The following is a 23,075-nucleotide window of genomic DNA, read 5'->3' on the forward strand; positions in this document are numbered from 1 at the left end:
ACCGTGCCCGCTGGGGCGCGACGCGCCGCCGGCCCGGCCGCCGACGACCTGGTGCGCCGGACGATCGCGACCGACTGGCTGGGCCAGGCCGCGATCGCACTCGGGTGCGCCGAGCAGGCGATCGCCACGGCGCGGGAGTACACCCGGGCCCGGGTGCAAGGCGGCGTGGTGATCGCCGAGCACGCCGCGGTCCGGCTGCTGCTCAGCCGGGCCGAGCACGACGCGGCGCTGGTCGCCGCCGTGCTCGAGCGACATGCGCGTACGCCGCTGCGGGAGCTCGACCCCGGCACGCTCCTGCGGTGGGCCGTCGACGCCCGGCTCGCGGTGGGCGAGCACGCGGGACGCGCCGTGACCGACGCCCTCCAGACCCTCGGCGGCTACGGCTACATGGACGAGTACGGCCTGTCCAAGCGCCTGCGCGACATCACGGCGCTGCGGGTGCTGCACGGCGGCCCGGACCAGCTGCTGCTGGCCCGCGACGACCTGGGAGCCGCGTCGTGATCACCGCCGAGCTGCGGCACTCCGCCGACCAGCTGAGCGCCGTGGGCCGGGCGCTCTACGACCTCGGCGAGGTCGGTCTCTGGGAGCGGGAGACCGCGACCCTGCCGCGGCCGCTGGCCCGACGCCGCCGGCGGTACCGGTCCTTCGCGCGCGAGCACCTCGCCCCGCTGGTGGATCGGGCGGACGCCGATCCGGCGAGCCACGACCCCAGGCCGCTGCTGACCGCGGCGGCCCGGGCGGGCCTGCAGTCGGAGATGCTGCCGCCCCCCTGGGGCACGATGCCGCTCTCCGCGCTCCGGTCCCGCTCGCTGGCGCACGAGGTGCTCAAGGCCGAGGAGCTCACGACCGTGTGCGCGGGCCTGGCGCTCGGCCTGCTCGCGCACGGGCTTGGCATCTTGCCGCTGGCCCTCTCCGGCGACCTCGCGACGATCCGGCGCTGGCTGGTGCCGGTGACCCGCGAGAACAAGGCGGGCCGACCGCGGCTCGCCGCGTTCGCGATCACCGAGCCGGCCGCCGGCTCCGACGTCGAGGACTCCGCCGGCGCGGCGACGGCACGCTTCCGCACCACCGCCCGCCCGGTGGACGGCGGCTACCTGCTCAACGGCCAGAAGGTGTTCATCACCGGGGGCGCGCACGCCGACCTCGTGACGGTGTTCGCCACCCTGCAGACAGGTGACGGCTCCCCGGGACGGGTCGACCGCGACTGGACCTGCTTCGTCGTCGAGCGTGGTACGCCGGGCTTCCGCGCCGGGCGCAGCGAGCACAAGCTGGGCCAGCGCGCCGCGGACGCCACCGAGCTGTTCCTCGACGACGTCTGGGTCCCGGCCGAGAACCGGGTCGGCGCGGAGCGCTCCGGCTGGGCGCTCAACCGCAACGTCTTGAACTACTCGCGGGTCCCCGTGGGCGCGATCGCGCTCGGCATCGCCCGCGGTGCGACCGAGACGGCGACCGAGTACTGCCGGCGCACCCGGCTCGGCAACAAGCCGTTGCTGGCCTACCAGGAGGTCCAGCTGGCCCTGGCCGACCTCTGGCTGGAGACCATGGCGATGCGGGCGATGGTGTGGCACGGGTCGCGGCACGTGCCGCCGACCCAGGCCGTGTCGAGCGCGGTGAAGACCTTCTGCGGCGACCGGGCGGTGGCCGTCACCGCGCGGGCGATCGAGCTGCTCGCCGACGACGGCGCGATCGTCGCCCACGGCGTCGAGAAGCGCCTGCGCGACGCGCGGCTCAACCAGATCTACGAGGGCACCAACCAGCTGAACCGGCTCGCGATCATCGAGGCGCAGTGGGCGACCGACCTCGCCGGCCCGTCGCTCACCGCGGCGTTCCCGGCCCTCCCGGGCTGACGGCGGCGTCGCCACGCGCCGCGGCGGCGAGGTAGGCCCGGGGGCTGACGCCCTTCCAGCGGCGGAAGGCCTGGGAGAAGCTCGACACCTCGACGTACCCGAGCCGGCGGGCGACCTCCGCCACCGGCAGCCCGCCGGTCACGAGCAGCTCCTCGGCCAGCCGGGCCCGCACCTCGTCGCGCAGCCGGCGGAACGTGGTGTGCTCGCGAGCCAGGCGGTGGCGCAGCGTCCGCTCGCTGAGGTGCAGGGCAGCCGCCACCCCTGCCTCGTCCAGTGGGTCGGCGGGTTGGGCCAGCAGCAGCGTCCGCACCTGGCCGGCGATGCCGGTGCGTGCCTGGCGGCGGCTCAGCAGATCCTCGCACTGGGCCTGGGCGAGCGCGGTCGCGTGGGCGTCGGCCTGAGGCAGGGGCCGGTCGAGCAGGATCGGGTCGACCAGGGCGACGGTCTCGTCGGCGCCGAACACCGGCTCGACGCCGAAGACCTCGACGTACCGCTCCGTGCTGGCCGGAGCGGCGAAGGAGAACCGGATCTCGCGCACCGGGAGCGGCGCGCCGAGGATCTCGCGCTGGATCGTCCGGATCGCGGCGCTGTCCCGCTCGAGGACGAACCGCCGCGCCGGCGCTGGGACGTCGGGGGCGTCGAGGACCAGCCGCACCGCCGCCTCGCCGGTCTCCGCCCGGATCCGGCAGAACGCGAACGTGAGGTCGAGGTAGCGCAGGCCGGTGCTGATCGCGCTGCGCATCGTCGGGCTGCTCACGAGCGCGAAGCCCCAGATGCCGTACGTCGTCAGGTGGTAGCGCACCCCTGCCTCCAGGCCGAGCCCGGCCGGTTGGTCGAGGGCGCCAAGCAGGTTCTCGATGATGCGCAGCTCCTGGGCCGCGCCGACCTCGCCGCTCGGGTCGTCGAGCTGGGCCCGCGTCAGCCCGGTCCCGCGCAGCGCGATCGCCTCCGGGACCCCGCGCTCGACACCGAGCCGGGTCAGCAGCGCCGCGCTGGCCGGCGTCCGAGGCAGGTCCCAGTGCACCACGACGACCTCCGACACGTCCGCGTGGCAGGATCCTAGTGCGCGGCGCCGATGTGCCCGCCGATGCGCTCCCGGCCGGGGGACCAAAGACCCTCGGGCGGTCCGGCCCGGGCCCCGTACGGTGGGACCCGCAGTCACAGACCTGACGACGGCCCGACGGGGCCTGACGAGAACATGGCGAGGAGCGGTACGGATGAGCACGAAGGGCCGGGAGAGGTCCCGGGAGATGCGAGCGGCGCGCGCCGCGGAGCAGGCCCGCGAGCAGCGGCGCCGCACCATCGTGCGCGTCATCGGTGGCGTCGTGATCCTCGGGCTCGTGGCCGCGATCGTGTTCGCGGTGGTCAAGGCGGTCTCCCAGGACGACGACAAGCCGGCCGCGACCGGTGAGGTCGTGGCCCCGGCCAACGTCGAGAAGTCCGGCGGGTTCGTCGTCGGCGACGCCGACGCCCCGGTCACCCTCGAGCTCTACTACGACTACATGTGCCCCGCGTGCGGTGCGTTCGAGGCCACCAACGGCGAGGAGCTCTCCCGTCTCATCGACGAGGGCACGCTCAAGGTGGACCTGCGGGTGATGGCGTTCCTCGACGAGCAGTCGCAGGGCACGGAGTACTCCTCCCGGGCCGCCAACGCCTACGCGACCGTCGCGGACGCCGACCCCGACCACGTCTGGGACTTCCACGCCGCGCTCTACGCCAACCAGCCGAGGGAGGGCACCGAGGGCCTCTCCGACGGCGAGATCGCCGACCTCGCCACCGGAGCCGGCGTACCGGCCTCCGTCGCCGAGACCTTCACCGACGGCACCCACCGCGGCTGGGTCGCGAAGATGACCCAGGACGCGTTCGCCGCCGGCGTGCAGAGCACCCCGACGGTGAAGCTCGACGGCCAGGTCTACACCGGCGACTGGTCCCAGGCGGGCGCGCTGACCAAGGCGATCGAGGCCGCCGCGGGCGGCGCCCAGTGATGGCCCAGTGATGGCCCAGTGATGGCCGGGACGGCCCCGGCCACCCCGACCCGGGGCCGCGACACCGCCGTCTGGGTGGTGATGCTGGCCTCGTCGCTGGCCAGCCTCGTCGCGTCGTTCGTGCTCTCGGTCGAGGCGCTCACGCTCGCGGAGAACCCCGGCGCCACCCTGAGCTGCGACATCAACGCGACGATCAGCTGCGGCACGGTCGCGAACTCCTGGCAGGCCCAGCTGTTCGGCTTCCCCAACGCGTTCCTCGGCATGATCGCCGAGCCGGTGGTGATCACGGTGGCGGTCGCCGCGCTCGGCGGGGTGCGGTTCCCGCGCTGGTTCATGCTCGCGGCCCAGACCGTCTACACCCTCGGCCTGGCGCTGGCGTACTGGCTGTTCTACGAGTCGATGTTCGACATCGGCGCGCTGTGCCCCTGGTGCCTGGTGATCACGGTCGCGACGACCCTGGTGTTCTTCGAGATGACCCACATCAACATCCGGGACGGCAATCTGTACCTCCCCCGCCGCGTGCAGCGGCTGGCGGAGTCGGCGGTCGACGCGCACGTGGACCTGATGACGGTCATCGCCTGGCTGCTCACGCTCGCCCTGCTCGTGGTCCTCAAGTACGGCGAGGCGCTGTTCGCCTGACCCGCACCGACCCGTCCCGGGCAATTCTTGACTGATTCAAGAAAACGCGCCAGGATGCGACGCATGGAGACGAACGCCGACTACGCGCAGCTGCTGCGCGGGGCGGCGCTGCGGGTCACCCGGCCCCGGGTCGCCGTGCTCGGTGCCGTGCACGGCCACCCGCACGCCGACACCGAGACGGTGATCGCCGCCGCGCGCGAGGACCTCCCGGAGGTCTCGCACCAGGCCGTCTACGACTCCCTGCACACCCTCACCGCCGCCGGGCTGGTACGCCGCATCCAGCCGGCCGGCTCGGTCGCGCGCTACGAGGCGCGCACCGGCGACAACCACCACCACGTGGTGTGCCGCGGGTGCGGGACGGTCGCCGACGTCGACTGCGCCGTCGGCGCCGCCCCCTGCCTGCACGCCTCCGACGACCACGGCTTCACCATCGACGAGGCCGAGGTCGTCTACTGGGGCCTTTGCCCCGCCTGCTCCACCGCACCCGTCCCGTGATGCCCCGAACCCCGAAGTGACCGACCCCGTTGGAAGGAAGCGCGAGAGAAGATGACGGACAACCACAGCGACCCGCAGGGCGTGGACCGCAAGGCCGAGAGCGGCTGCCCGGTGATGCACGACTCGGCTGCCGCCCACGGCAGCGAGAGCGAGAACCCCGCGATCGACTCGCCGACTCCGCAGACCGGCGGCCGGCCGCACACCAACAAGGACTGGTGGCCCAACCAGCTCGACCTCTCGGTGCTGCGCACCCAGTCCGCCAAGGCCAACCCGCTCGCCCCGGACTTCGACTACTCCGAGGAGTTCAAGAAGCTCGACCTCGCCGAGCTGCGCCGTGACATCGTCGAGGTGCTCAACACCTCGCAGGACTGGTGGCCGGCCGACTTCGGCCACTACGGCGGGCTGATGATCCGGATGAGCTGGCACGCGGCCGGCACCTACCGGATCTACGACGGCCGCGGCGGCGCCGGCGACGGCAGCCAGCGCTTCGCCCCGCTGAACAGCTGGCCCGACAACGCCAACCTCGACAAGGCCCGCCGGCTGCTGTGGCCGGTCAAGCAGAAGCACGGCCAGAAGATCTCCTGGGCCGACCTCATCGTCTACGCCGGCACGGTCGCGCTGGAGGACATGGGCTTCCAGACGTTCGGCTTCGGGTTCGGTCGTGAGGACATCTGGGAGCCCGAGGAGGTCATCTGGGGTCCCGAGGACACCTGGCTGGGCGACGAGCGCTACACCGACGAGCGCACCCTCGACGAGATGCTCGGCGCGGTCCAGATGGGCCTGATCTACGTCAACCCCGAGGGCCCCAACGGCAACCCCGACCCGCTCGCCTCGGCCAAGGACGTCCGCGACACGTTCGCACGGATGGCCATGAACGACGAGGAGACCGTCGCGCTGATCGCCGGCGGGCACACCTTCGGCAAGACCCACGGTGCCGGCGACCCCGACCTGGTCGGTCCCGAGCCCGAGGGTGCGCCGCTCGAGGAGCAGGGGCTGGGCTGGAAGAGCTCCTTCGGCTCCGGCAAGGGCGCCGACACGATCACCTCGGGCCTCGAGGTCACCTGGACCACGACCCCGACCCGATGGAGCAACGACTACTTCAAGATCCTGTTCGGCTACGAGTGGGAGCTCACGAAGAGCCCGGCCGGCGCCTATCAGTGGGTCGCCAAGGACGCCGACGACATCATCCCCGGCCCGACGCCGGACTCGCCGAAGCGCAAGCCGACGATGCTGACCAGCGACCTCGCGCTCCGCTTCGACCCCGAGTACGAGAAGATCTCGCGCCGGTTCCTGGAGAACCCCAACGAGTTCGCGACCGCCTTCGCCAAGGCCTGGTACAAGCTGCTGCACCGCGACATGGGCCCGGTCTCGCGCTTCCTCGGCCCCTGGGTCGCCGAGCCGCAGCTGTGGCAGGACCCGGTGCCGGCGCACGAGGGCGACCTGATCGGCGACGCCGACGTCGCCACGCTGAAGTCGAAGGTGCTCGAGTCCGGGCTCACCGTCTCCGAGCTCGTGACCACCGCGTGGGCCTCGGCCGCGACGTTCCGCAACACCGACAAGCGCGGCGGGGCGAACGGCGCCCGGATCCGCCTGGAGCCGCAGCGCGGCTGGGCGGTCAACCAGCCCGAGCAGCTGGCCGTCGTGCTCGACAGGCTCGAGGCGGTCCGCTCGGAGTTCAACGCCGCCGGCGGCGCCCAGGTCTCCCTGGCCGACCTGATCGTGCTCGCGGGCAGCGCCGCGGTCGAGAAGGCCGCCCGCGACGCCGGCGTCGACGTCACGGTGCCGTTCCACGCCGGACGCACCGACGCCACCCAGGACCAGACCGACGTCGACTCCTTCCGGGTGCTGGAGCCGCGGGCGGACGGGTTCCGCAACTACCTGCGCTCCGGCGACAAGCTGCAGGCGGAGAAGCAACTCGTCGAGCGGGCCTACCTGCTCGGCCTCTCGGTGCCGGAGATGACCGTGCTCGTGGGCGGCATGCGCGCCCTCGGCACCAACGTCGGCGGTACGCCGCACGGCGTGCTCACCGACCGCGTGGGCGTGCTGTCCAACGACTTCTTCGCCAACCTGCTCTCGCCGGGCACGGTGTGGAAGGCCTCGGAGTCGGAGGAGAACGTCTACGAGATCCGCGACCTCGCCACCGACCAGGTGAAGTGGACCGCGACCCCCGTCGACCTGGTGTTCGGCTCCAACTCCGAGCTGCGCGCGCTCGCCGAGGTCTACGCCAGCGAGGACGCCCGCGAGAAGTTCGTGCGCGACTTCGTCGCCGCGTGGGTGAAGGTCATGGACGCCGACCGGTTCGACCTGGCCTGATCGTCTGACCCGACCGGACGCCCGGGTCGGCCCGCACGGGCCGCCCGGGCGTTCGCGCGTCGTGGCGCCGCCGGCGAGGTGGTGCCACAGACTGGGCTGGTGGCATCTCGACCAGCCCGGGTGCGCGTCGCCGGGATCGACGTCGGCACGTCGTACCTCAAGGCGGTCTGCGTGGATCTCGACCCCACCTCGGAGGATCCGGTGGAGCTCGTCGCGCTGCGCCGGGCACCGACCCCGGCGACCGCCGACGAGCTCGTCGCGACCGCGCTCGGGCTGCTGCGGGAGACCGCGGCCGGCGGCTCGGTGTCCGCGATCGGCATCGCCTCGATGGCGGAGACCGGGGTGCCGCTCGACGCCCGCGGGGCGCCGCTCACCCCGCTGCTCACCTGGGACGCGGTGCGCCCGCTCAGCCCCGCGCTGGGCGCCCTCGACGGTGCCGACCTGTTCGTGCGCACCGGCGTCCGCCTGAGCCCCAAGACGGCGCTGGCGACCTGGGCGTGGCTGGCCGCGGAGCACCCCGGCGTCCGGGCCCGGATGCGGCACTGGGCCGGTGCCGCCGACCTGGTCGCCCTGGCGCTCACCGGCCGGTTGGCGACCGATCACACCCTCGCCGGCCGCACCGGCGCCCTCGACCTGGACGCCGGCCGCTGGGCTGAGGACCTGCTCGACCTGGTGGGCATGCGCCCGGAGCTGCTGCCCGAGGTGGCGGTCCCGGGTGAGCCCGTCGGCCACGCCGACGCGATCCCGGTCGCGGTCGCCGGCCACGACCACCAGGTCGGTGCCCACGCCTGCGGGGTCCGCGCGCCGGGGGAGACCGCCGACTCGGTGGGCACCAGCGAGGTCGTCCTGCGGGTCCTGGCCGGCCGACCGGACCCGCTCGCCGTCCGCGCCGCGGGCATGAGCCTGGTGCGCACCGTCGGCGGACGTGCGCTCGCGCTGCAGGCCGGATCGAGCTCCTCCGGGGCGGCGTACGCGGCCTGGGAGGCGCAGCACGGCCCGGTCGCCGCCCCCGCGGACCTCCCACCGGGTCCGAGCGGCCTCCTGGTGCTGCCGTACCTGCGCGGCCGGCAGTGCCCCGACCCCGATCCCGGGGCGCGGATGCGCGTCGTCGGCGACCTGGCCGCGGCGTCGGAGGCCGAGCGCGGCCTGGCGCTCCTCGAGGGGCTGTCGCTGCAGACCCGCTGGATGTACGACGTCGAGCGCGGGCTCGACCCGCGGCCGGGACCGGCGCGGCCGCTGGTGCTGTTCGGCGGGCCCGGCGCGCGCAACGAGTCGTGGACCCGCGTCAGGTCGCGGGTGCTGCCGCCCGGGCTGCGGGTCGTCGACGCGGAGGAGCCGGTCGCGGTCGGGGCGGCGATCGTCGGCGCGGAGCGCGCCGGCCTGGTCGAGGCCGGGTCGGTCGTGCTGCCCGCCGGCCCGGTGCTCGGGGGCGGCGACGAGACCTACGCCGCGACCTATGAAGCCTTCGTGCGCGAGGCGCGACGCGGGTAGGCGTCGACGAAGGGCCCTACGGGGCGACCAGCCCGGCGTTGGTGAAGATGTCCCGCGCGGCCTGGACCTGCGCGGGGGTGGCGCCGTCGACGCCGGCCAGGCGGTCCACCATGCCGAGCTCGGTGTACTTCTCGCGGCCGAGCCGGTGGTAGCCGAGCACGTCGACGCGCTCGACGTTGCCGAGCGTGGCGACGTACGCCGCGTGCCGCTCGACGTGCTCGGGCTGGTCGTTCCAGCCGGGCACGAGCACGTAGCGCACCCACACCCGCTTGCCCATCGTGGCCAGCCGCTCGGCGAACCGCAGCGTCGGGGTGAGGCTGCCGCGGGTGAGGTCCTCGTAGATCGCCGGGTCGATCGCCTTGACGTCGAGCAGCACCAGGTCGGTGGCGGCCAGGAGCGCGTCGTCGGCCCGGTGGCCGAGCGCGCCGGAGGTGTCGAGCGCGGTGTCCAGGCCGAGGTCCTTGGCGCCGCGCAGCACGGCGGAGGTGAACGCGGGCTGGAGCAGCGGCTCCCCACCGGACACCGTCACGCCGCCGCCCGAGGCGGCGATGAACCGGCGGTAGCGGCCGATCCGGGTCAGCACCTCCTCGGCCGAGCGCCGGGTGCCGTAGCGCATGTCCTGGGTGTCGGGGTTGTGGCAGTAGGCGCACGCCAGCGGGCAGCCGGCCGTGAACAGCACGAACCGGGTGCCGGGGCCGTCGACGCCGGTCGAGATGTCCCAGGAGTGCACCGAGCCCGTGACGCCGCCCGCCGGGGCGGAGACGTCCGCCTCGCCGGGGGCGGCGCACAGGTCGATGGTCATGTCCGTCAGAGCCCCTCGTGGAACGTCCGGCTGATGACGTCCTGCTGCTGCTCGCGGGTCAGCCGCACGAAGTTCACGGCGTACCCGGAGACCCGGATCGTCAGCTGCGGGTAGTTCTCCGGGTGCTCCATCGCGTCGAGCAGCGTCTCGCGGTCGAGCACGTTGACGTTCATGTGGAAGCCGTCGGAGGCGTTGTAGCCGTCGAGCACGCCCGCGAGGTTGGTGATCTGCTCCTCGCGGGTGCGGCCCAGGCCGGCCGGCGTCACCGTCGTGGTGAGCGAGATCCCGTCGCGCGCGGAGTCGAACGGCAGCTTCGCGACGCTCAGCGCCGAGGCGACGATGCCGTGCCGGTCGCGGCCGTTCATGGGGTTGGCGCCCGGTGCGAACGGCTCGCCCGCGCGGCGGCCGTCCGGCGTGTTGCCGGTGCCCTTGCCGTAGACGACGTTGGAGGTGATCGTCAGCACCGACTGGGTGTGCTCGGCGTTGCGGTAGGTCGGGTGCTGGCGGACCTTGGCCATGAACGACTCGACCAGCTCGACCGCGATCGCGTCGGCGCGGTCGTCGTCGTTGCCGTACGTCGGGAACTCGCCGGTCGTCTCGTAGTCCACGACCAGGCCGCGCTCGTCTCGGACCGGTCGCACCTGCGCGTACTTGATCGCGGCCAGGGAGTCGGCGGCCACGGAGAGCCCGGCGATGCCGCACGCCATCGTGCGGTGCACGTCGGAGTCGTGCAGCGCCATCTCGAGCTTCTCGTAGGCGTACTTGTCGTGCATGTAGTGGATGACGTTGAGCGCCGAGACGTAGGTGCCGGCCAGCCAGTCCATCATCGCGTCGAGGCGCGCGCGGACCTCGTCGTAGTCGAGCACCTCGCCGTCGTAGACCGGGCCCTCGGGGCCGACCTGGGCGCCGGAGACCTCGTCGCGGCCGCCGTTGATCGCGTAGAGCAGCGTCTTGGCCAGGTTGACCCGGGCGCCGAAGAACTGCATGGCCTTGCCGACCGCCATCGGGGAGACGCAGCAGGCGATCGCGGTGTCGTCGCCGAAGCGGGGGCGCATCAGCTCGTCGGACTCGTACTGGATCGCGCTCGTGTCGAGGGAGACCTGTGCGCAGAACCGCTTGAAGCCCTCGGGCAGCTGCGGCGACCAGAGCACGGTGAGGTTCGGCTCGGGCGCGGGGCCGAGGTTGTAGAGCGTCTGCAGGTAGCGGAACGAGGTGCGGGTGACCAGCGTGCGGCCGTCCTCGCCCATGCCGCCGATCGACTCGGTGACCCACATCGGGTCGCCGGAGAACAGCTCGTCGTACGCCGGCGTCCGCAGGAACCGGACGATCCGCAGCTTGATGACGAAGTCGTCGACCAGCTCCTGGGCCTGCTCCTCGGTGAGGACGCCCTCGGCCAGGTCGCGCTCGAGGTAGATGTCGACGAACGTGCTGGTGCGGCCCAGTGACATCGCGGCGCCGTTCTGGTCCTTCACCGCGCCGAGGTAGCCGAAGTAGAGCCACTGGATCGCCTCGTGGGCGTTGGTGGCCGGGCCGGAGATGTCGAAGCCGTAGGACGCGGCCATCGTCTTCAGCTCGCCCAGCGCCCGGATCTGCTCGGCGAGCTCCTCGCGGGACCGGATGACCTCCTCGGTGGCGGGCCGGGCGTCGAGCGCCCGCAGGTCGGCGGTCTTGCCCGCGACGAGCCGGTCGACGCCGTACAGCGCGACGCGCCGGTAGTCGCCGATGATCCGGCCGCGGCCGTAGGCGTCGGGCAGCCCGGTGATGATGTGCGAGCGGCGGGCGGCCCGGATCTCGGGGGTGTAGGCGTCGAACACGCCCGCGTTGTGGGTCTTGCGGTAGCGGGTGAAGATCTCCTCGACGTGCGGGTCGACGTCGTAGCCGTAGGCGGCCAGCGAGTCCTTGACCATCTTCCAGCCGCCGTTGGGGATGATCGCGCGCTTGAGCGGGACGTCGGTCTGCAGGCCGACGATCAGCTCGTGGTCGCGGTCGATGTATCCCGGGCCGTGGCTCGTGATCGAGCCGGGGACGTGGGTGTCGATGTCGTAGACGCCGCGGGCCCGCTCGACCGGGAACATCCCGGTGAGCGTCGCCCAGACCCCGGTCGTGCGCGACGTCGGGCCGGCGAGGAAGCCGGCGTCGCCGGCGTAGGGCGTGTAGTTGGCGCGGATGAAGTCGCGCACCGCGATGTCGTCGCACCAGTCCCCGCGCACGAAGCCGCGCCACGGTTCGCGACCGTGGCTCCCGTCCGGTGCGGTGTCGAGGGCAGCGTCACGGGTGGGGGCGGGCCGGGGGTCGGCGGTGGTGGTCACGGGGGGAGTGGGTCCTTCACGAGTCGAGGGCCGGGGATCCTGCCCCCGGCCGTCCTCGGAAATTCTCCCCGGCGGGAACCGTGCAACCGCAGGACCTTGGTCCCCGGTCTCATGTAATTGACGTCTCATCCACCTCGGTGGATGCGGCTGGTGGAGGTCAGACCTGGTTCAGACCCGGCCGGTCCGCCGGGCGCTGCGCTGCTCCTGGCGCGCGGCGCGCAGCCGCCGCAGGCGGCGGACCAGCCGCGGGGCGTGGTCCTCGGCGGCGGGCAGGTCGATGATCCGGTTGAGCAGCTGGTGGTAGTGGCTCGGGGTGAGGTCGAAGCGTTCGCGCAGCACCGCGTCCTTCGCGCCGGCGTGGCTGACCCAGTCGCGCTCGAACTCGAGGATCTGCCGGTCGAGGTCGCTCAGCTCGCGGTCCAGGAGCTCGGGTCGGTCGGCGTGCATCCGGAGATCCTGACATCCGCCGGGCGCGGGTGCAGCGAGGGGGGTCACACGTTGCCGAGGAAGCGGTCCACCTCGATGCGTACGGCGACCCGCAGCGGGTTCGGCCGCGGCTGGCGGTAGCGCGCCGCGTAGCGATCCATCGCCCGGCGTACCGACTCCTCGTCTTCGAGCACCTCGCCGCGCCCCTCGATCGTCGACCAGCGGCGGCCGTCGACCTGGCAGGCCGCCAGCACCGGGTTGTCCCGCACGTGGCGCACCTTCAGCGAGGTCCCGGACGTGATCACCCACGCGCAGCGCCGCTCGACGTCGACGGTGACCCCGACCGGCACGACGTGCGGCCGACCGTCGGCGCGCAGCGTGGTGAGCGTGCACAGGTGCCGCTCGGTCCAGAAGGCCAGGCGCTCCTCGGGGAACGCGTCCCAGTCCGGTCGCCACGACGTCATCGGGGTCACCGGGCGATCTTTGCACGCGAATCCCGGTCCGGAGGTGGCGCCGCGGGCCGTGGGGGAGCACGATCGGAGCATGGGGGAGACAGCTCCCGAGGATCTGCTGCGGGCCCTGCTCGACGACGCCACCGTCACCGAGGTGCTGGCCGCTGCGGGGGTGCCCGGCGAGGAGCTGCGGATCGCCGTCGAGCGCCGGTGGCTCGCGCGGGTCGTGCACCTCGACGACGAGGTGCTCCGCGGCCGGCGCGTCGACGTCGCCGCGCTGCTGCGGGCCGTCAACGCCGGCTCCCCGACCCTGGGCGGGCTGCCCCGTCCGGTGCAGACCGCCCTCGGGCTCGCGGTGCGCGAGTCGGCGGCTCTGCACGACTCCCAGGTCGGCGCGGAGCACCTGCTGCTCGCCCTGATCGCCGGGTCCGACCCGGTCGTCGCGCCCGCCGCGGCCGAGCTCGGGCTGCGAGCCGGGGCGGTGCGCCGGGTCGTGGCCCGGCGCGGCCCCCGTGCGGGCTGAGGGCCGGCCGAGCCTGGTGGCAGGATCGCAGCATGACCTACACCGCCGCGCCCGACCGCTACGACACCGACGCCACCGGGATGCGCTACCGCTTCACCGGCCGCAGCGGTCTGCAGCTGCCGCTGATCTCGCTGGGACTGTGGCAGAACTTCGGTGACGACCGGTCCGAGGACAACCAGCGCGCGATCCTGCGGCGCGCCTTCGACCGTGGCGTGACCCACTTCGACCTGGCGAACAACTACGGCCCGCCGTACGGCCGCGCGGAGGAGAACTTCGGCCGCTACCTGCGCGACGACTTCGCGGCCTACCGCGACGAGCTGATCATCTCCACCAAGGCCGGCTACGACATGTGGCCGGGGCCCTACGGGCAGGGCGGCGGCTCGCGGAAGTACGTGCTGGCGTCGCTCGACCAGTCGCTGGCCCGCATGGGGCTGGAGTACGTCGACATCTTCTACAGCCACCGCTTCGACCCCGACACCCCGGTCGAGGAGACGATGATGGCGCTCGACCACGCGGTGCGGCAGGGCAAGGCGCTGTACGCCGGCATCTCGTCGTACTCCGCCGAGAAGACCAACGAGGCGGCCTCGATCGCCCGCGACCTGGGCACCCCGCTGCTGATCCACCAGCCGTCGTACTCCATGCTCAACCGCTGGATCGAGGCCTCGGACGGCGGGCAGAGTCTCCTCGACGAGCTCGAGGAGCAGGGCATGGGCTGCATCGTGTTCTCCCCGCTGGCCCAGGGGCTGCTGACCGACCGCTACCTCGGCGGGGTGCCGGAGGACTCGCGGGCCGCGCGCAGCAACTCCTCGCTGCCCGGCGACCACCTCGACGAGGCCACGCTCGGCCACGTCCGCCGCCTCGACGAGATCGCCCGAGCACGCGGGCAGAAGCTCGCACAGCTGGCCCTGCAGTGGGCGGTCCGCGACCCGCGGGTCACCTCGGCGCTGATCGGCGCGAGCTCGGTCGAGCAGCTCGACACCAACCTCGACGCGTTGGGCTTCCCCGACCTGACCGCGGAGGAGCTCGCCGCCATCGACGACAACGCCGTCGAGGCCGGGATCAACCTGTGGGCGCGCTCCTCGGCCGACTGACCCGGGTGACCATCCCGACGCGCGGCGGCCGCTCCGGAGCCGGTCGGGTCGTGTGCCCCACACCGGCCCATGGACCGTTCTCAGGCCCACGACCCGTGGGCCGGGGTAAACCGCGTGCCCGCCGGGCACGGATCCCGGACAATCGTGGTTCGTGGGACACGTGGACGTGGCCGGGGTGCGCTATGAGCTCCCCGACGGAAGAGTGCTGCTGGACGACGTGTCGTTCCGGGTCGGCGAGGGCGCCAAGGTCGCGCTCGTGGGCGCCAACGGCGCCGGCAAGACCACGCTGCTGCGCATCATCACCGGCGACCTGACCCCGCACGCGGGCGTCGTCACCCGGTCCGGTGGCCTGGGCGTGATGCGGCAGTCGGTCGGCACCGGCCTGGGCGACGCCCCGACCGTCGCCGACCTGCTGCTCAGCGTCGCGCCCCCGCGGATCCGCGCGGCGGCGTACGACGTCGACGCCTGCGAGCGGGCCCTCATGGACGCCGACGACGAGAAGACGCAGATGGCCTACGCCCATGCGCTCTCGGAGTACGCCGACGCCGGCGGCTACGACCTCGAGGTGACCTGGGACGTCTGCACGACGGCCGCGCTCGGGCTGCCGTTCGACCGGGCGAAGTACCGCGAGCTCGGCACCCTCTCCGGTGGCGAGCAGAAGCGGCTGGTGCTGGAGTACCTCCTCCGCGGACCCGACGAGGTGCTGCTGCTCGACGAGCCGGACAACTTCCTCGACGTGCCGGGCAAGATCTGGCTCGAGGGGCGCATCCGCGAGTCCGCCAAGACCGTGCTCATGATCAGCCACGACCGCGAGCTGCTGAACAACACCGCGACCCGCGTGGTGACGGTCGAGCTCGGCGCGGCGGGCAACACGGCGTGGACCCACCCCGGGGGCTTCGCGTCCTACCACCAGGCCCGCGCCGACCGGTTCGCACGCTTCGAGGAGCTGCGCCGGCGCTGGGACGAGGAGCACGCCAAGCTCAAGCAGCTGGTGCTGCACTACAAGATCAAGGCCGAGTACAACGACGGCATGGCCTCGCAGTACCGCGCGGCCCAGACCCGGCTGCGCAAGTTCGAGGAGGCGGGGCCGCCGACCGAGCAGCCCCGCGAGCAGCAGGTGACGATGCGGCTCAAGGGCGGCCGCACCGGCAAGCGCGCGGTCGTCTGCGAGCACCTCGAGCTCACCGGGTTGATGAAGCCGTTCGACCTCGAGGTCTGGTACGGCGAGCGGGTGGCCGTGCTCGGCTCGAACGGCTCGGGCAAGTCCCACTTCCTGCGGCTGCTGGCCGCGGGTGGCACCCGCCCGGACAAGGAGCACGAGCCGGTGGGCGACGCCGTGTCGCACGGGGTCATCAAGCCGGTCGAGCACCGCGGGATCGCCAAGCTCGGCGCCCGGGTGCGGCCGGGGTGGTTCGTGCAGACCCACGACCACCCGGAGCTGATCGGCCGCACGCTGCTGGAGATCCTGCACCGCGGCGACGAGCGTCGCGACGGGATGGGCCGCGAGCAGGCGAGCCGGGTGCTGGACCGCTACGAGCTCAGCGCTTCGGGCGAGCAGCGGTTCGAGTCGCTCAGCGGCGGGCAGCAGGCGCGGTTCCAGATCCTGCTGCTCGAGCTCTCGGGAGCGACCCTGCTGCTGCTCGACGAGCCGACCGACAACCTCGACGTGCAGTCGGCCGAGGCGCTGGAGGCGGGTCTCGAGGCGTTCGAGGGCACCGTGCTCGCGGTCACCCACGACCGTTGGTTCGCCCGCGGCTTCGACCGGTTCCTCGTCTACGGCGCCGACGGCGAGGTCTACGAGTCCGACGGCCCGGTGTGGGACGAGGGAAGGGTGCAGCGCGTCCGATGAGCGAGCAGCAGATCGTCGGGGTCGACCCGTTCGACCCCGAGCAGTTCGACCCGTGGCACGCGGCGTACCTCACCGCCGAGCTCGCGGCGCCGCCCGGTGTCACCTCGCCCTGGCAGCTCGAGGAGGTCCGGGCGATGATGCAGGACCAGGGCACGCGGCACCGACTCCTCGGCTACGCGGGCGTGGTGGCGGGCCGGGTCGTGACGTCGGGGTTCGTGCGGCTGCCGCTGCTCGACAACACCGAGACCGCGGAGCTCATGGTGCACGTCGTCCCCGACGCCCGGCTGCGCGGGTACGGGTCCGCCATGCTCGCCCATCTCGAGCAGGTGGCCCGCGACCACGGGCGCCGCGTGCTGCAGGCGGAGGCCTTCTGGCCGTACGACGCCGGGCCGGACGGTGCCGGCGAGCCGGGGCCGTCCTTCGCCGCCGCACGGGGGTTCACGCTGGCGCTCGGCGACGTCAAGCGGGTGCTCCGGCTGCCGGTGCCCGGCGAGCTCCTCGAGGCAATTGCGGCCGAGGCCGCCGAGCGGCACGCGGGCTTCACGCTGCGCTCCTGGTCCGGCCCGGTCCCCGACGAGCTCGCCGACGGGTGGATGCGGCTGACCTCGACGCTCAACACCGAGGCGCCGGCGGGGGAGATGCACCGTGAGGCCGAGACGTCCGACGTCGCGGTGCTGCGCGAGGCGGAGGCCAACCAGGCCCAGCAGGGCCGGACGAAGTACAACACCGTGGCGCTCGACCCCTCGGGCGCCGTGGTCGCCTACACCGACGTCGCGACCACGATCCACGAGCCCGGCAAGGCCTACCAGTGGGGCACGCTGGTGCGCCCCGACGTCCGCGGGCACCGGCTGGGGCTCGCGGTGAAGGTCGCGAACCTCCGCCTGCTCCAGGCCGAGCGTCCCGACATCGAGCAGCTGACGACCTACAACGCCGAGGTCAACGCGCACATGGTGGCGGTCAACGACCGGCTCGGCTTCGCGCCGGTCGGCCGCCTCGGGGAGTTCCAGCGCCGCCTGGACTGATCCGGGTCCCGCGCCGGGACTGGTTGAGGGCCCCACCGGCTGACGGGAGACGGACCTGCTTCGCCGGTGGGGCCCTCGTCCCTCCGCGGAGGCGCCAGAGGGGGCCTCTACCCTCCCCGGTGGGCTCAGGAGTTGGACGTGCTCGCGTCCGAGTCCAGCTCGAGGGTGACGGTCTTCGTGTCGCCGCCGTGCTCGTAGGTGACGGTCACCTTGTCGCCCGGGCGGTAGGACCGGATCGTGGCGACCAGGGAGTCCGCGCCGGTGATCAGGTGGTCGTCGACCTTGGTGATGATGTCGCCCTTGGCGAGCCCGGCGTCGTCCGCGGTCGATCCGTTGTTGACGTCTTGGATCTCGGCGCCCTGCGTCGACTCCGGGGTGACCTGGGCGCCGGGTCGGGCGCCGACGTCGGAGACCGAGATGCCGAGCCGTGCGTGGGTCGGCGTGTCGCCGTTGCGCATCTGCTCGACGATCGGCATCACCTCGTCCATCGGGATCGCGAAGCCGAGGCCGATCGAGCCGGCCTCGCCCTGCGAGGAGCTGGCGGTGCGGATCGAGGAGTTGATGCCGACGACGTTGCCGTCGAGGTCCGCGAGCGCGCCACCGCTGTTGCCCGGGTTGATCGCCGCGTCGGTCTGGATCGCCGGGTACGTCGTGCTGTTGCCCTGCCCGTCGGAGCCGACGTCCACGGGCCGGTCGAGGGCGCTGACGATGCCGCTGGTCACGGTCGAGTCCAGCCCGAACGGCGAGCCGATCGCCACCACGCTCTCGCCGACCTTGAGGTCGCCGGACTTGCCGATGGTCGCCGGCGTCAGGCCCGAGACGTCCTGGGCCTTGATCACGGCGGTGTCGGTGAGCGGGTCGGTGCCGAGGACCTCGGCCTTGGCGGTGCTGCCGTCGTTGAAGGAGACGCCGATCGTGCCGCCGTCACCGGCCAGCTCCACCACGTGGTTGTTGGTGAGGATCTCGCCGTCGGAGCTGAGGATGATGCCCGAGCCGGAGCCGGCGCCCTGGGCCCCGGAGACGTCGATCTTCACGACCGAGGGGAGCACCTTGGCCGCGACCTGCTCGACCGACCCGGCCGGGGCCTCGGAGTCGGGGGTGTCGACGACCTGGGACGTCGTGCGGGTGTCGGGGCTGCCCGCGCTCGAGGACCCGCTGTCATCGAGCGCGCTCCAGGCGGCTGCGCCGCCGACACCCGCAGCGCCACCAGCCACCAGTGCGGTCGCGACGACCGCGGCCGCGAGGCCGGTCCGGCGCGGACGACGCTGTCCCGGCGTCATCTGCCCCGTCATCTGCCCCGTGATGTGCCCCGGCGTCTGGCCCGGCGCCGACGCCGGAGGCCCCTCGGGCGGGGGCCCCTGCGGCGCGGCGAAGAACGGGTTCTGCGGGCCCGGCGGCGGAGTGGTGGGCTGGTCGTTCATGCCTCAACCATGGGGGGGCTGCCTGTGACGTTGCTGAGACCGCGCTGGGCGGCCACGAAGAAGTCGCCGCTCCTGGCCCGCTCAGCCCTCCTCGGCCTCGACCGCCAGCGTCATCTTCTTGAGCAGGCGCGCGAGCGTCGCGCGCTCGGCGGACGTGAGCACGTGGACGACGTCGTCCTCGGCCTGGCCGCGCAGGTCCATGGCCTGCCGCCAGATCCGGGCGCCGCTGCGGGTGATCTCGACCTCGACCCGGCGCCGGTCGTCGGCGTGGGCTCGGCGCTGGATCCAGCCCGCCTTCTCCAGGCCGTCGAGGCGGCCGGTCATCCCGGCGCCGCTGATCCCCAGGTCGGCCGCGAGCGCCGAGGGGCTGGCGTGGCCCGGGGTGTCGCGGATCATCAGCTGGTGCAGCGTCTCGTACTCGAAGTCCTGCAGCCCGACGGTCTCGAGCGCCTGGTGGGTGGTGGTCCGGAAGTGCCGCATCAGCCGGCCGATGCGCACCACGATCGCCTCGACGTCGTCCTCGAAGTGCACGTCGATCCAGTGGTCGCGCCACCGCGCCACGTGGCGGTCGGCCCAGTCCTCCCGGTCCATGCCGACATCCTAGGGAATTATTCGTTGACGAATAGTTCGCTGGCGAATTAAATGCTCGGGTGACCTCGCTCGACGACCCGGCCAGCACGCCCGCCGTGGGCTCGGACCGGCTCGGCCCCCTGCGCTTCCGCAACTTCCGGCTGCTGGTCACCGGGACGGCCACCAGCTCGCTCGGCAACGCGATCGCGCCGGTCGCGCTGGCCTTCGCGGTGCTCGACCTGGGCGGGTCGGCCTCGGACCTCGGGCTCGTGGTGGCGGCGTACGCCCTCGCGGACGTCGTGACCGCGCTCTTCGGCGGCGTGCTCGGCGACCGGGTCGCGCGCCAGCTGATGATGGAGGGATCCAACGCCGCGAGCGCACTGAGCCAGGCCCTGGTCGCGGTGCTGGTGATCGGCGGCTGGGCGACGATCCCGGCCCTGGCGGTGCTCGGTGCCGTCAACGGCGCCCTCGGCGCGCTCAGCGGTCCCTCCTCCTCGGCGATGACCCGGATGACCGTGCCCGCCGACCGACTCTCGGCGGCGGTCTCGCTGCGGGCGTTGCTGCAGACCAGCGCATCGGTGGTCGGGTTCGCCCTCGGCGGCGTGCTGGTGGCCGGGGTCGGTCCGGGATGGGCCATCGGCGTCGACGCCGCCACGTTCGCGGTCGCGGCGGTCTGCTTCGGCCGCATCGACGTCCCGCACGTGCGGCCCGACGGCGCGCGCACCTCGTTCCTCGCCGACCTGGGCGACGGGCTGCGCGAGGTGCTGCGGCACACCTGGCTGTGGCTGCTGATCGGGCAGGCCCTGCTCTACCACCTGTTCTTCGGCGGGGCCCAGCAGGTGCTCGGGCCGATCGTGGTCGGCGACGAGTTCGGCCGTTCCAGCTGGGGCCTCGCGCTCGGCACGCTGATGGCCGGGTTCGTCATCGGCGGCCTGATCTGTCTCAAGTGGCGACCGCGCCGCGGGCTGTTCGTCGGCACCGCGCTGCTCTCGCTGACCGCGGCGTTCCCGCTCGCGATGGCGCTGAGCGACCAGCTCTGGCCGATCCTGGCCGGCGCGTTCGTGCACGGGGTCGGGCTGCAGATCTTCGACGTGTTCTGGCAGGTCTCGATCCAGGAGAACATCGCCGAGGACAAGCTCGCCCGGGTCTACTCCTTCGACCTCGTCGGCTCGTTCGTCGCCCGCCCGGTCGGCCTGGTGCTCACCGGGCCGGTCGCCGAGGCCGTCGGCTTCGACCGGTGGCTGGTGGTCGTCGGGTGCGTGATGGGCGGCTCCGCCCTGCTGTCCTTGCTCTCCCCGGACGTGCAGCGGCTGCGCCGCCAGAGCTGACCACCGGGGCTGACCACCGGCGCTCATCCCTCGCCCTCCGGTCCAGTCCGCGACGACGCCATCTGTCCGATTCGTGCCCGCGCCCGCCCCGACATCTGGCACCGTCGAGCCGAGGACCTACTGGGGGGTTGGTTTCATGAGCACGTCCGCGTCGTCGCGCGCCCGTCGCGCCATCTCGTTGCCGTACGTCGCCGCGCTCGCGGTCGGTGTGGTGACGCTGGGAGGCCTGCAGACCGTCGCGGTGGACCGCGCCGGTGCGACCCCGCCGTCGACGTGCGTCGCCACCCCGCAGCCGCTGGGTGCCGCGACGGGATGGACCGAGTTCGTCGAGACCGACGGCGTCCGCGGCGCCGAGTCCGAGGGCGCCATCGCCTACGGCGGTGACCACAGCGCCGGCGGCATGACGGTCGGGACCCGCCTGCCGGCCGGCTATCCCGCCTCCTCGCCCGCACTGGTGGTCGCCGGCAGCCACGGCACCTACAACCTCCAGCGCGGCAGCGCGTACGTCGCCCCCGCGACCGGCGTGAACTTCAACGGCGGCAGCGGCACCGGCTACCTCGCGGGCAACCCGGTCGACTTCGCCACGGCGTTCGGCGATCTCCGGGCGCGCTCGGCGGCGTGGGGCGCCGCGCCCGCCACCGGCACCGTGGTCGACGGCAGCACCGGGGGCAACGCGGCGTACGTCCTGACGGGCACCGACCCGCAGCTCAACGTGTTCACGATGACCGCGGCCCAGCTCGGCTCGGGCAAGCACCTCGGCTACGACGTGCCGGCCGGGTCGGCCGTCCTCGTCAACGTCCTCGACGCCTCCGTCACCATCAACGGGCAGCTCTGGGTCAAGCAGGGTGGCTCCTTCCAGCAGGCCAACGACACGGTCATGGAGAGCTGGCCGGGCGTGTTGTGGAACTTCCCCCACGCCACCTCGGTCGCGATCGACGTCGGCTCCGCCTGGGGCGGCTCGATCCTCGCGCCGAACGCCGCCCTGAGCGTCGGTGGGGGCACCGGCCACACGATCGGTCAGATGATCGCCCGCAGCTTCAGCTCCGGCCGCGAGACCCATCAGCGGCTGTTCCCCGACTCCGTGTGCCTGCCGCCCTCGGGCCCGCCGTCGGGTCCGCCGGACGTGAAGATCACCAAGACCGCCTCCGACGCCACACCGGACGGCGGCGACCTGGTCACCTACGACCTCCTCGTCGAGAACGTCGGGCTCGCCACCGCGACCGGCGTCGTCGTCACCGACCCGCTGCCGTCCGGCGTCACGTTCGACTCCGCGGGCGCCCCCTGCACGCAGGCGGCCGGGGTGGTCACGTGCGCCCTCGGCGATCTCGCGGCCGGTGCCTCCCGTCGCCTGTGGGTCACGGTCGTCGCCGACCCCGTCGCCGGCGCCGGACCGCCGCCGCACCCCCAGGCCACGCACTGGCTGACGCCGTACAAGAGCGAGCAGCAGGTCGACCTCGAGCCCGGCGAGATGGAGTCCGTCGCGATGTCCTGCCGCCCCGGCGACATCCTCGCCGACGGGTCGGTCCGCATCGACCACGTCGACCAGGGCACCGGCGCGATCGCCGACGACGTCCACGTGCTCAGCGCACAGACGACCGGGCTCGGCACCTGGAAGGCCGTGGTGCGCAACGACGCGACCGGCCGGGCCCAGGCGAAGGCGTTCGTCACCTGCCTGCCGGCGTACACCGAGGCCGCCGAGCGGCAGACCGGGTATGCCGACAGCCACCGGCACCCGCTCTCGGCGGACCTCGCGACGGTCACCACGACCGCGGCGTACGCCGAAGGCCGGTCCACGGCGACGCTCGGCTGCCCGGTCGGCACCGTGCCGATCGTGCCGGGATACGCCCTCTCCGGCGGTGCGGCCCGGCTGGTCGGGTCGGAGTACGACACGGCGCACCCGAGGGAGTGGACCTTCACCCTCGACGTGTCCGCGCCGACGACGGCCACGCTCAGCATCCGCTGCCTGCGCACCACCCTCGGCCCGGTCTACGGGCACACCCACGAGCTGCGCTTCACCCACGTCGTCGAGACCGTCACCGTCGCCGGCCACACGGCGCCGGAGGGCGACGAGTTCCAGGTGATCTGCCCCGACGACGGCAAGGGCGTCGTGGCCACGTGGGACCTGCCGCCGGGCGTGCGGCCCTTCGGCAACGACCCGCGGCTCAAGGAGCGCGCGTTCCGGCTGTTCAACGACTCCGGGACGCCGCGCACCGCCACGCTCGACCTCGTCTGCCTGCGCGACCGCACCGGCGTCGAGGACATGGGCACCGGCGATCCGGTCGTCGTGGTCAACACCGCGACCGTCACGTCCGGCTCCGTGGACGCGAACGCCGCCAACAACGCCTCCTCGGCGACGATCACCGTGCAGCCGGGCACCGCGACGGCCGGGCTGGCCGGTCGGGCGGCGGTCCGCGGTGCCGCGCTGACCGTCCGGGTGGTCTCGTCGATGCCCGGTCGCGCCGCCGTCGTCGTCCGCCGTGACGGCGTGCTGCTCGCGCGCGGCGGGGCCGGG

The 23,075-nt window shown here is 73.2% G+C and carries 20 protein-coding genes; 13 read left to right on the forward strand and 7 right to left on the reverse strand.

All coding sequences use genetic code 11. From position 1 onward, the window contains the following. Together VGD85_RS14430 and VGD85_RS14435 are read left to right on the forward strand one after the other, a co-directional pair. On the forward strand, positions 1-501 hold a 501-nt coding region (locus VGD85_RS14430), incomplete at its 5' end, for an acyl-CoA dehydrogenase family protein (protein ID WP_331064136.1). After that, entirely contained in the window at positions 498-1,847 is a 1,350-nt protein-coding gene (locus VGD85_RS14435; RefSeq protein ID WP_331064137.1) for an acyl-CoA dehydrogenase family protein, read from the forward strand. The genes VGD85_RS14430 and VGD85_RS14435, both read left to right, overlap by 4 nt. Here the strand turns inward: VGD85_RS14435 and VGD85_RS14440 are convergent. Then, positions 1,816-2,889 carry an AraC family transcriptional regulator gene (locus VGD85_RS14440; protein WP_331064138.1) on the reverse strand — a complete coding sequence of 358 codons (1,074 nt, stop codon included), beginning with the start codon at positions 2,887-2,889 and terminating at the stop codon, positions 1,816-1,818. The genes VGD85_RS14435 and VGD85_RS14440 overlap by 32 nt on opposite strands. A 175-nt stretch (positions 2,890-3,064) precedes the next feature. Between VGD85_RS14440 and VGD85_RS14445 the strand changes: the two genes are divergently transcribed. The 5 genes from VGD85_RS14445 to VGD85_RS14465 all read left to right on the forward strand — a co-directional run bounded on the left by VGD85_RS14445 (position 3,065) and on the right by VGD85_RS14465 (position 8,770). Continuing rightward, on the forward strand, positions 3,065-3,832 hold the full coding sequence (locus tag VGD85_RS14445; protein WP_331064139.1) for a DsbA family protein: 768 nt from the start codon (positions 3,065-3,067) through the stop codon (positions 3,830-3,832). 21 nt (positions 3,833-3,853) lie between these two features. Next, positions 3,854-4,471, forward strand: a complete 618-nt coding sequence (locus VGD85_RS14450; protein WP_331064140.1) for a vitamin K epoxide reductase family protein — start codon at positions 3,854-3,856, stop codon at positions 4,469-4,471. Positions 4,472-4,534: 63 nt separating this feature from the next. Continuing rightward, on the forward strand, positions 4,535-4,966 hold the full coding sequence (locus VGD85_RS14455) for a Fur family transcriptional regulator (RefSeq protein WP_331064141.1): 432 nt from the start codon (positions 4,535-4,537) through the stop codon (positions 4,964-4,966). A gap of 51 nt (positions 4,967-5,017) precedes the next feature. Continuing rightward, positions 5,018-7,279, forward strand: a complete 2,262-nt coding sequence (gene katG, locus VGD85_RS14460; protein ID WP_331064142.1) for a catalase/peroxidase HPI — start codon at positions 5,018-5,020, stop codon at positions 7,277-7,279. Positions 7,280-7,378: 99 nt separating this feature from the next. Beyond that, positions 7,379-8,770 carry an FGGY-family carbohydrate kinase gene (locus VGD85_RS14465; protein WP_331064143.1) on the forward strand — a complete coding sequence of 464 codons (1,392 nt, stop codon included), beginning with the start codon at positions 7,379-7,381 and terminating at the stop codon, positions 8,768-8,770. 16 nt (positions 8,771-8,786) lie between these two features. On the opposite strand, the gene pflA is transcribed toward VGD85_RS14465, so the two are convergent. From pflA to VGD85_RS14485, 4 genes are all read right to left on the reverse strand, one after another. Then, entirely contained in the window at positions 8,787-9,572 is a 786-nt protein-coding gene (pflA, locus tag VGD85_RS14470; RefSeq protein WP_331064144.1) for a pyruvate formate-lyase-activating protein, read from the reverse strand. A 5-nt stretch (positions 9,573-9,577) separates the two neighbouring features. After that, positions 9,578-11,782, reverse strand: coding sequence for a formate C-acetyltransferase (gene pflB, locus VGD85_RS14475; protein ID WP_349257083.1), 2,205 nt, complete (start codon positions 11,780-11,782; stop codon positions 9,578-9,580). A 267-nt stretch (positions 11,783-12,049) separates the two neighbouring features. Next, on the reverse strand, positions 12,050-12,328 hold the full coding sequence (locus VGD85_RS14480; RefSeq protein WP_331064146.1) for a DUF3263 domain-containing protein: 279 nt from the start codon (positions 12,326-12,328) through the stop codon (positions 12,050-12,052). Between the two features lie 44 nt (positions 12,329-12,372). Beyond that, the gene (locus tag VGD85_RS14485; protein ID WP_331064155.1) at positions 12,373-12,771 is read right to left on the reverse strand and encodes a TIGR03618 family F420-dependent PPOX class oxidoreductase; all 399 of its coding nucleotides are present in this window, start codon (positions 12,769-12,771) and stop codon (positions 12,373-12,375) included. 79 nt (positions 12,772-12,850) lie between these two features. Here VGD85_RS14485 and VGD85_RS14490 point away from each other — a divergent pair, with 79 nt between their 5' ends. The 4 genes from VGD85_RS14490 to VGD85_RS14505 all read left to right on the forward strand — a co-directional run bounded on the left by VGD85_RS14490 (position 12,851) and on the right by VGD85_RS14505 (position 17,244). Next, complete coding sequence (locus VGD85_RS14490) at positions 12,851-13,282, forward strand: Clp protease N-terminal domain-containing protein (protein ID WP_331064147.1); 432 nt, start codon at positions 12,851-12,853, stop codon at positions 13,280-13,282. 32 nt (positions 13,283-13,314) lie between these two features. Then, the gene (mgrA, locus tag VGD85_RS14495; protein ID WP_331064148.1) at positions 13,315-14,373 is read left to right on the forward strand and encodes an L-glyceraldehyde 3-phosphate reductase; all 1,059 of its coding nucleotides are present in this window, start codon (positions 13,315-13,317) and stop codon (positions 14,371-14,373) included. A gap of 151 nt (positions 14,374-14,524) precedes the next feature. Next, positions 14,525-16,222, forward strand: a complete 1,698-nt coding sequence (locus tag VGD85_RS14500) for an ABC-F family ATP-binding cassette domain-containing protein (protein ID WP_331064149.1) — start codon at positions 14,525-14,527, stop codon at positions 16,220-16,222. Then, on the forward strand, positions 16,219-17,244 hold the full coding sequence (locus VGD85_RS14505) for a GNAT family N-acetyltransferase (RefSeq protein ID WP_331064150.1): 1,026 nt from the start codon (positions 16,219-16,221) through the stop codon (positions 17,242-17,244). Before VGD85_RS14500 ends, VGD85_RS14505 begins: the two co-directional genes overlap by 4 nt. Before the next feature lie 125 nt (positions 17,245-17,369). On the opposite strand, the gene VGD85_RS14510 is transcribed toward VGD85_RS14505, so the two are convergent. Further along, positions 17,370-18,665 (reverse strand): S1C family serine protease, encoded by a 1,296-nt coding sequence (locus VGD85_RS14510; RefSeq protein ID WP_331064151.1) that lies wholly within the window; start codon positions 18,663-18,665, stop codon positions 17,370-17,372. An 81-nt stretch (positions 18,666-18,746) separates the two neighbouring features. Next, positions 18,747-19,256 carry a MarR family winged helix-turn-helix transcriptional regulator gene (locus VGD85_RS14515; RefSeq protein ID WP_331064152.1) on the reverse strand — a complete coding sequence of 170 codons (510 nt, stop codon included), beginning with the start codon at positions 19,254-19,256 and terminating at the stop codon, positions 18,747-18,749. A gap of 59 nt (positions 19,257-19,315) precedes the next feature. Between VGD85_RS14515 and VGD85_RS14520 the strand changes: the two genes are divergently transcribed. After that, positions 19,316-20,563, forward strand: a complete 1,248-nt coding sequence (locus tag VGD85_RS14520; protein WP_331064153.1) for an MFS transporter — start codon at positions 19,316-19,318, stop codon at positions 20,561-20,563. 136 nt (positions 20,564-20,699) lie between these two features. Continuing rightward, a partial coding sequence (locus VGD85_RS14525; protein ID WP_331064154.1) for a choice-of-anchor A family protein occupies positions 20,700-23,075 on the forward strand: 2,376 nt, incomplete at its 3' end.

The sequence above is a fragment of the Nocardioides sp. genome, assembly GCF_036401255.1.
In the GTDB taxonomy this organism is placed as follows: domain Bacteria; phylum Actinomycetota; class Actinomycetes; order Propionibacteriales; family Nocardioidaceae; genus Nocardioides.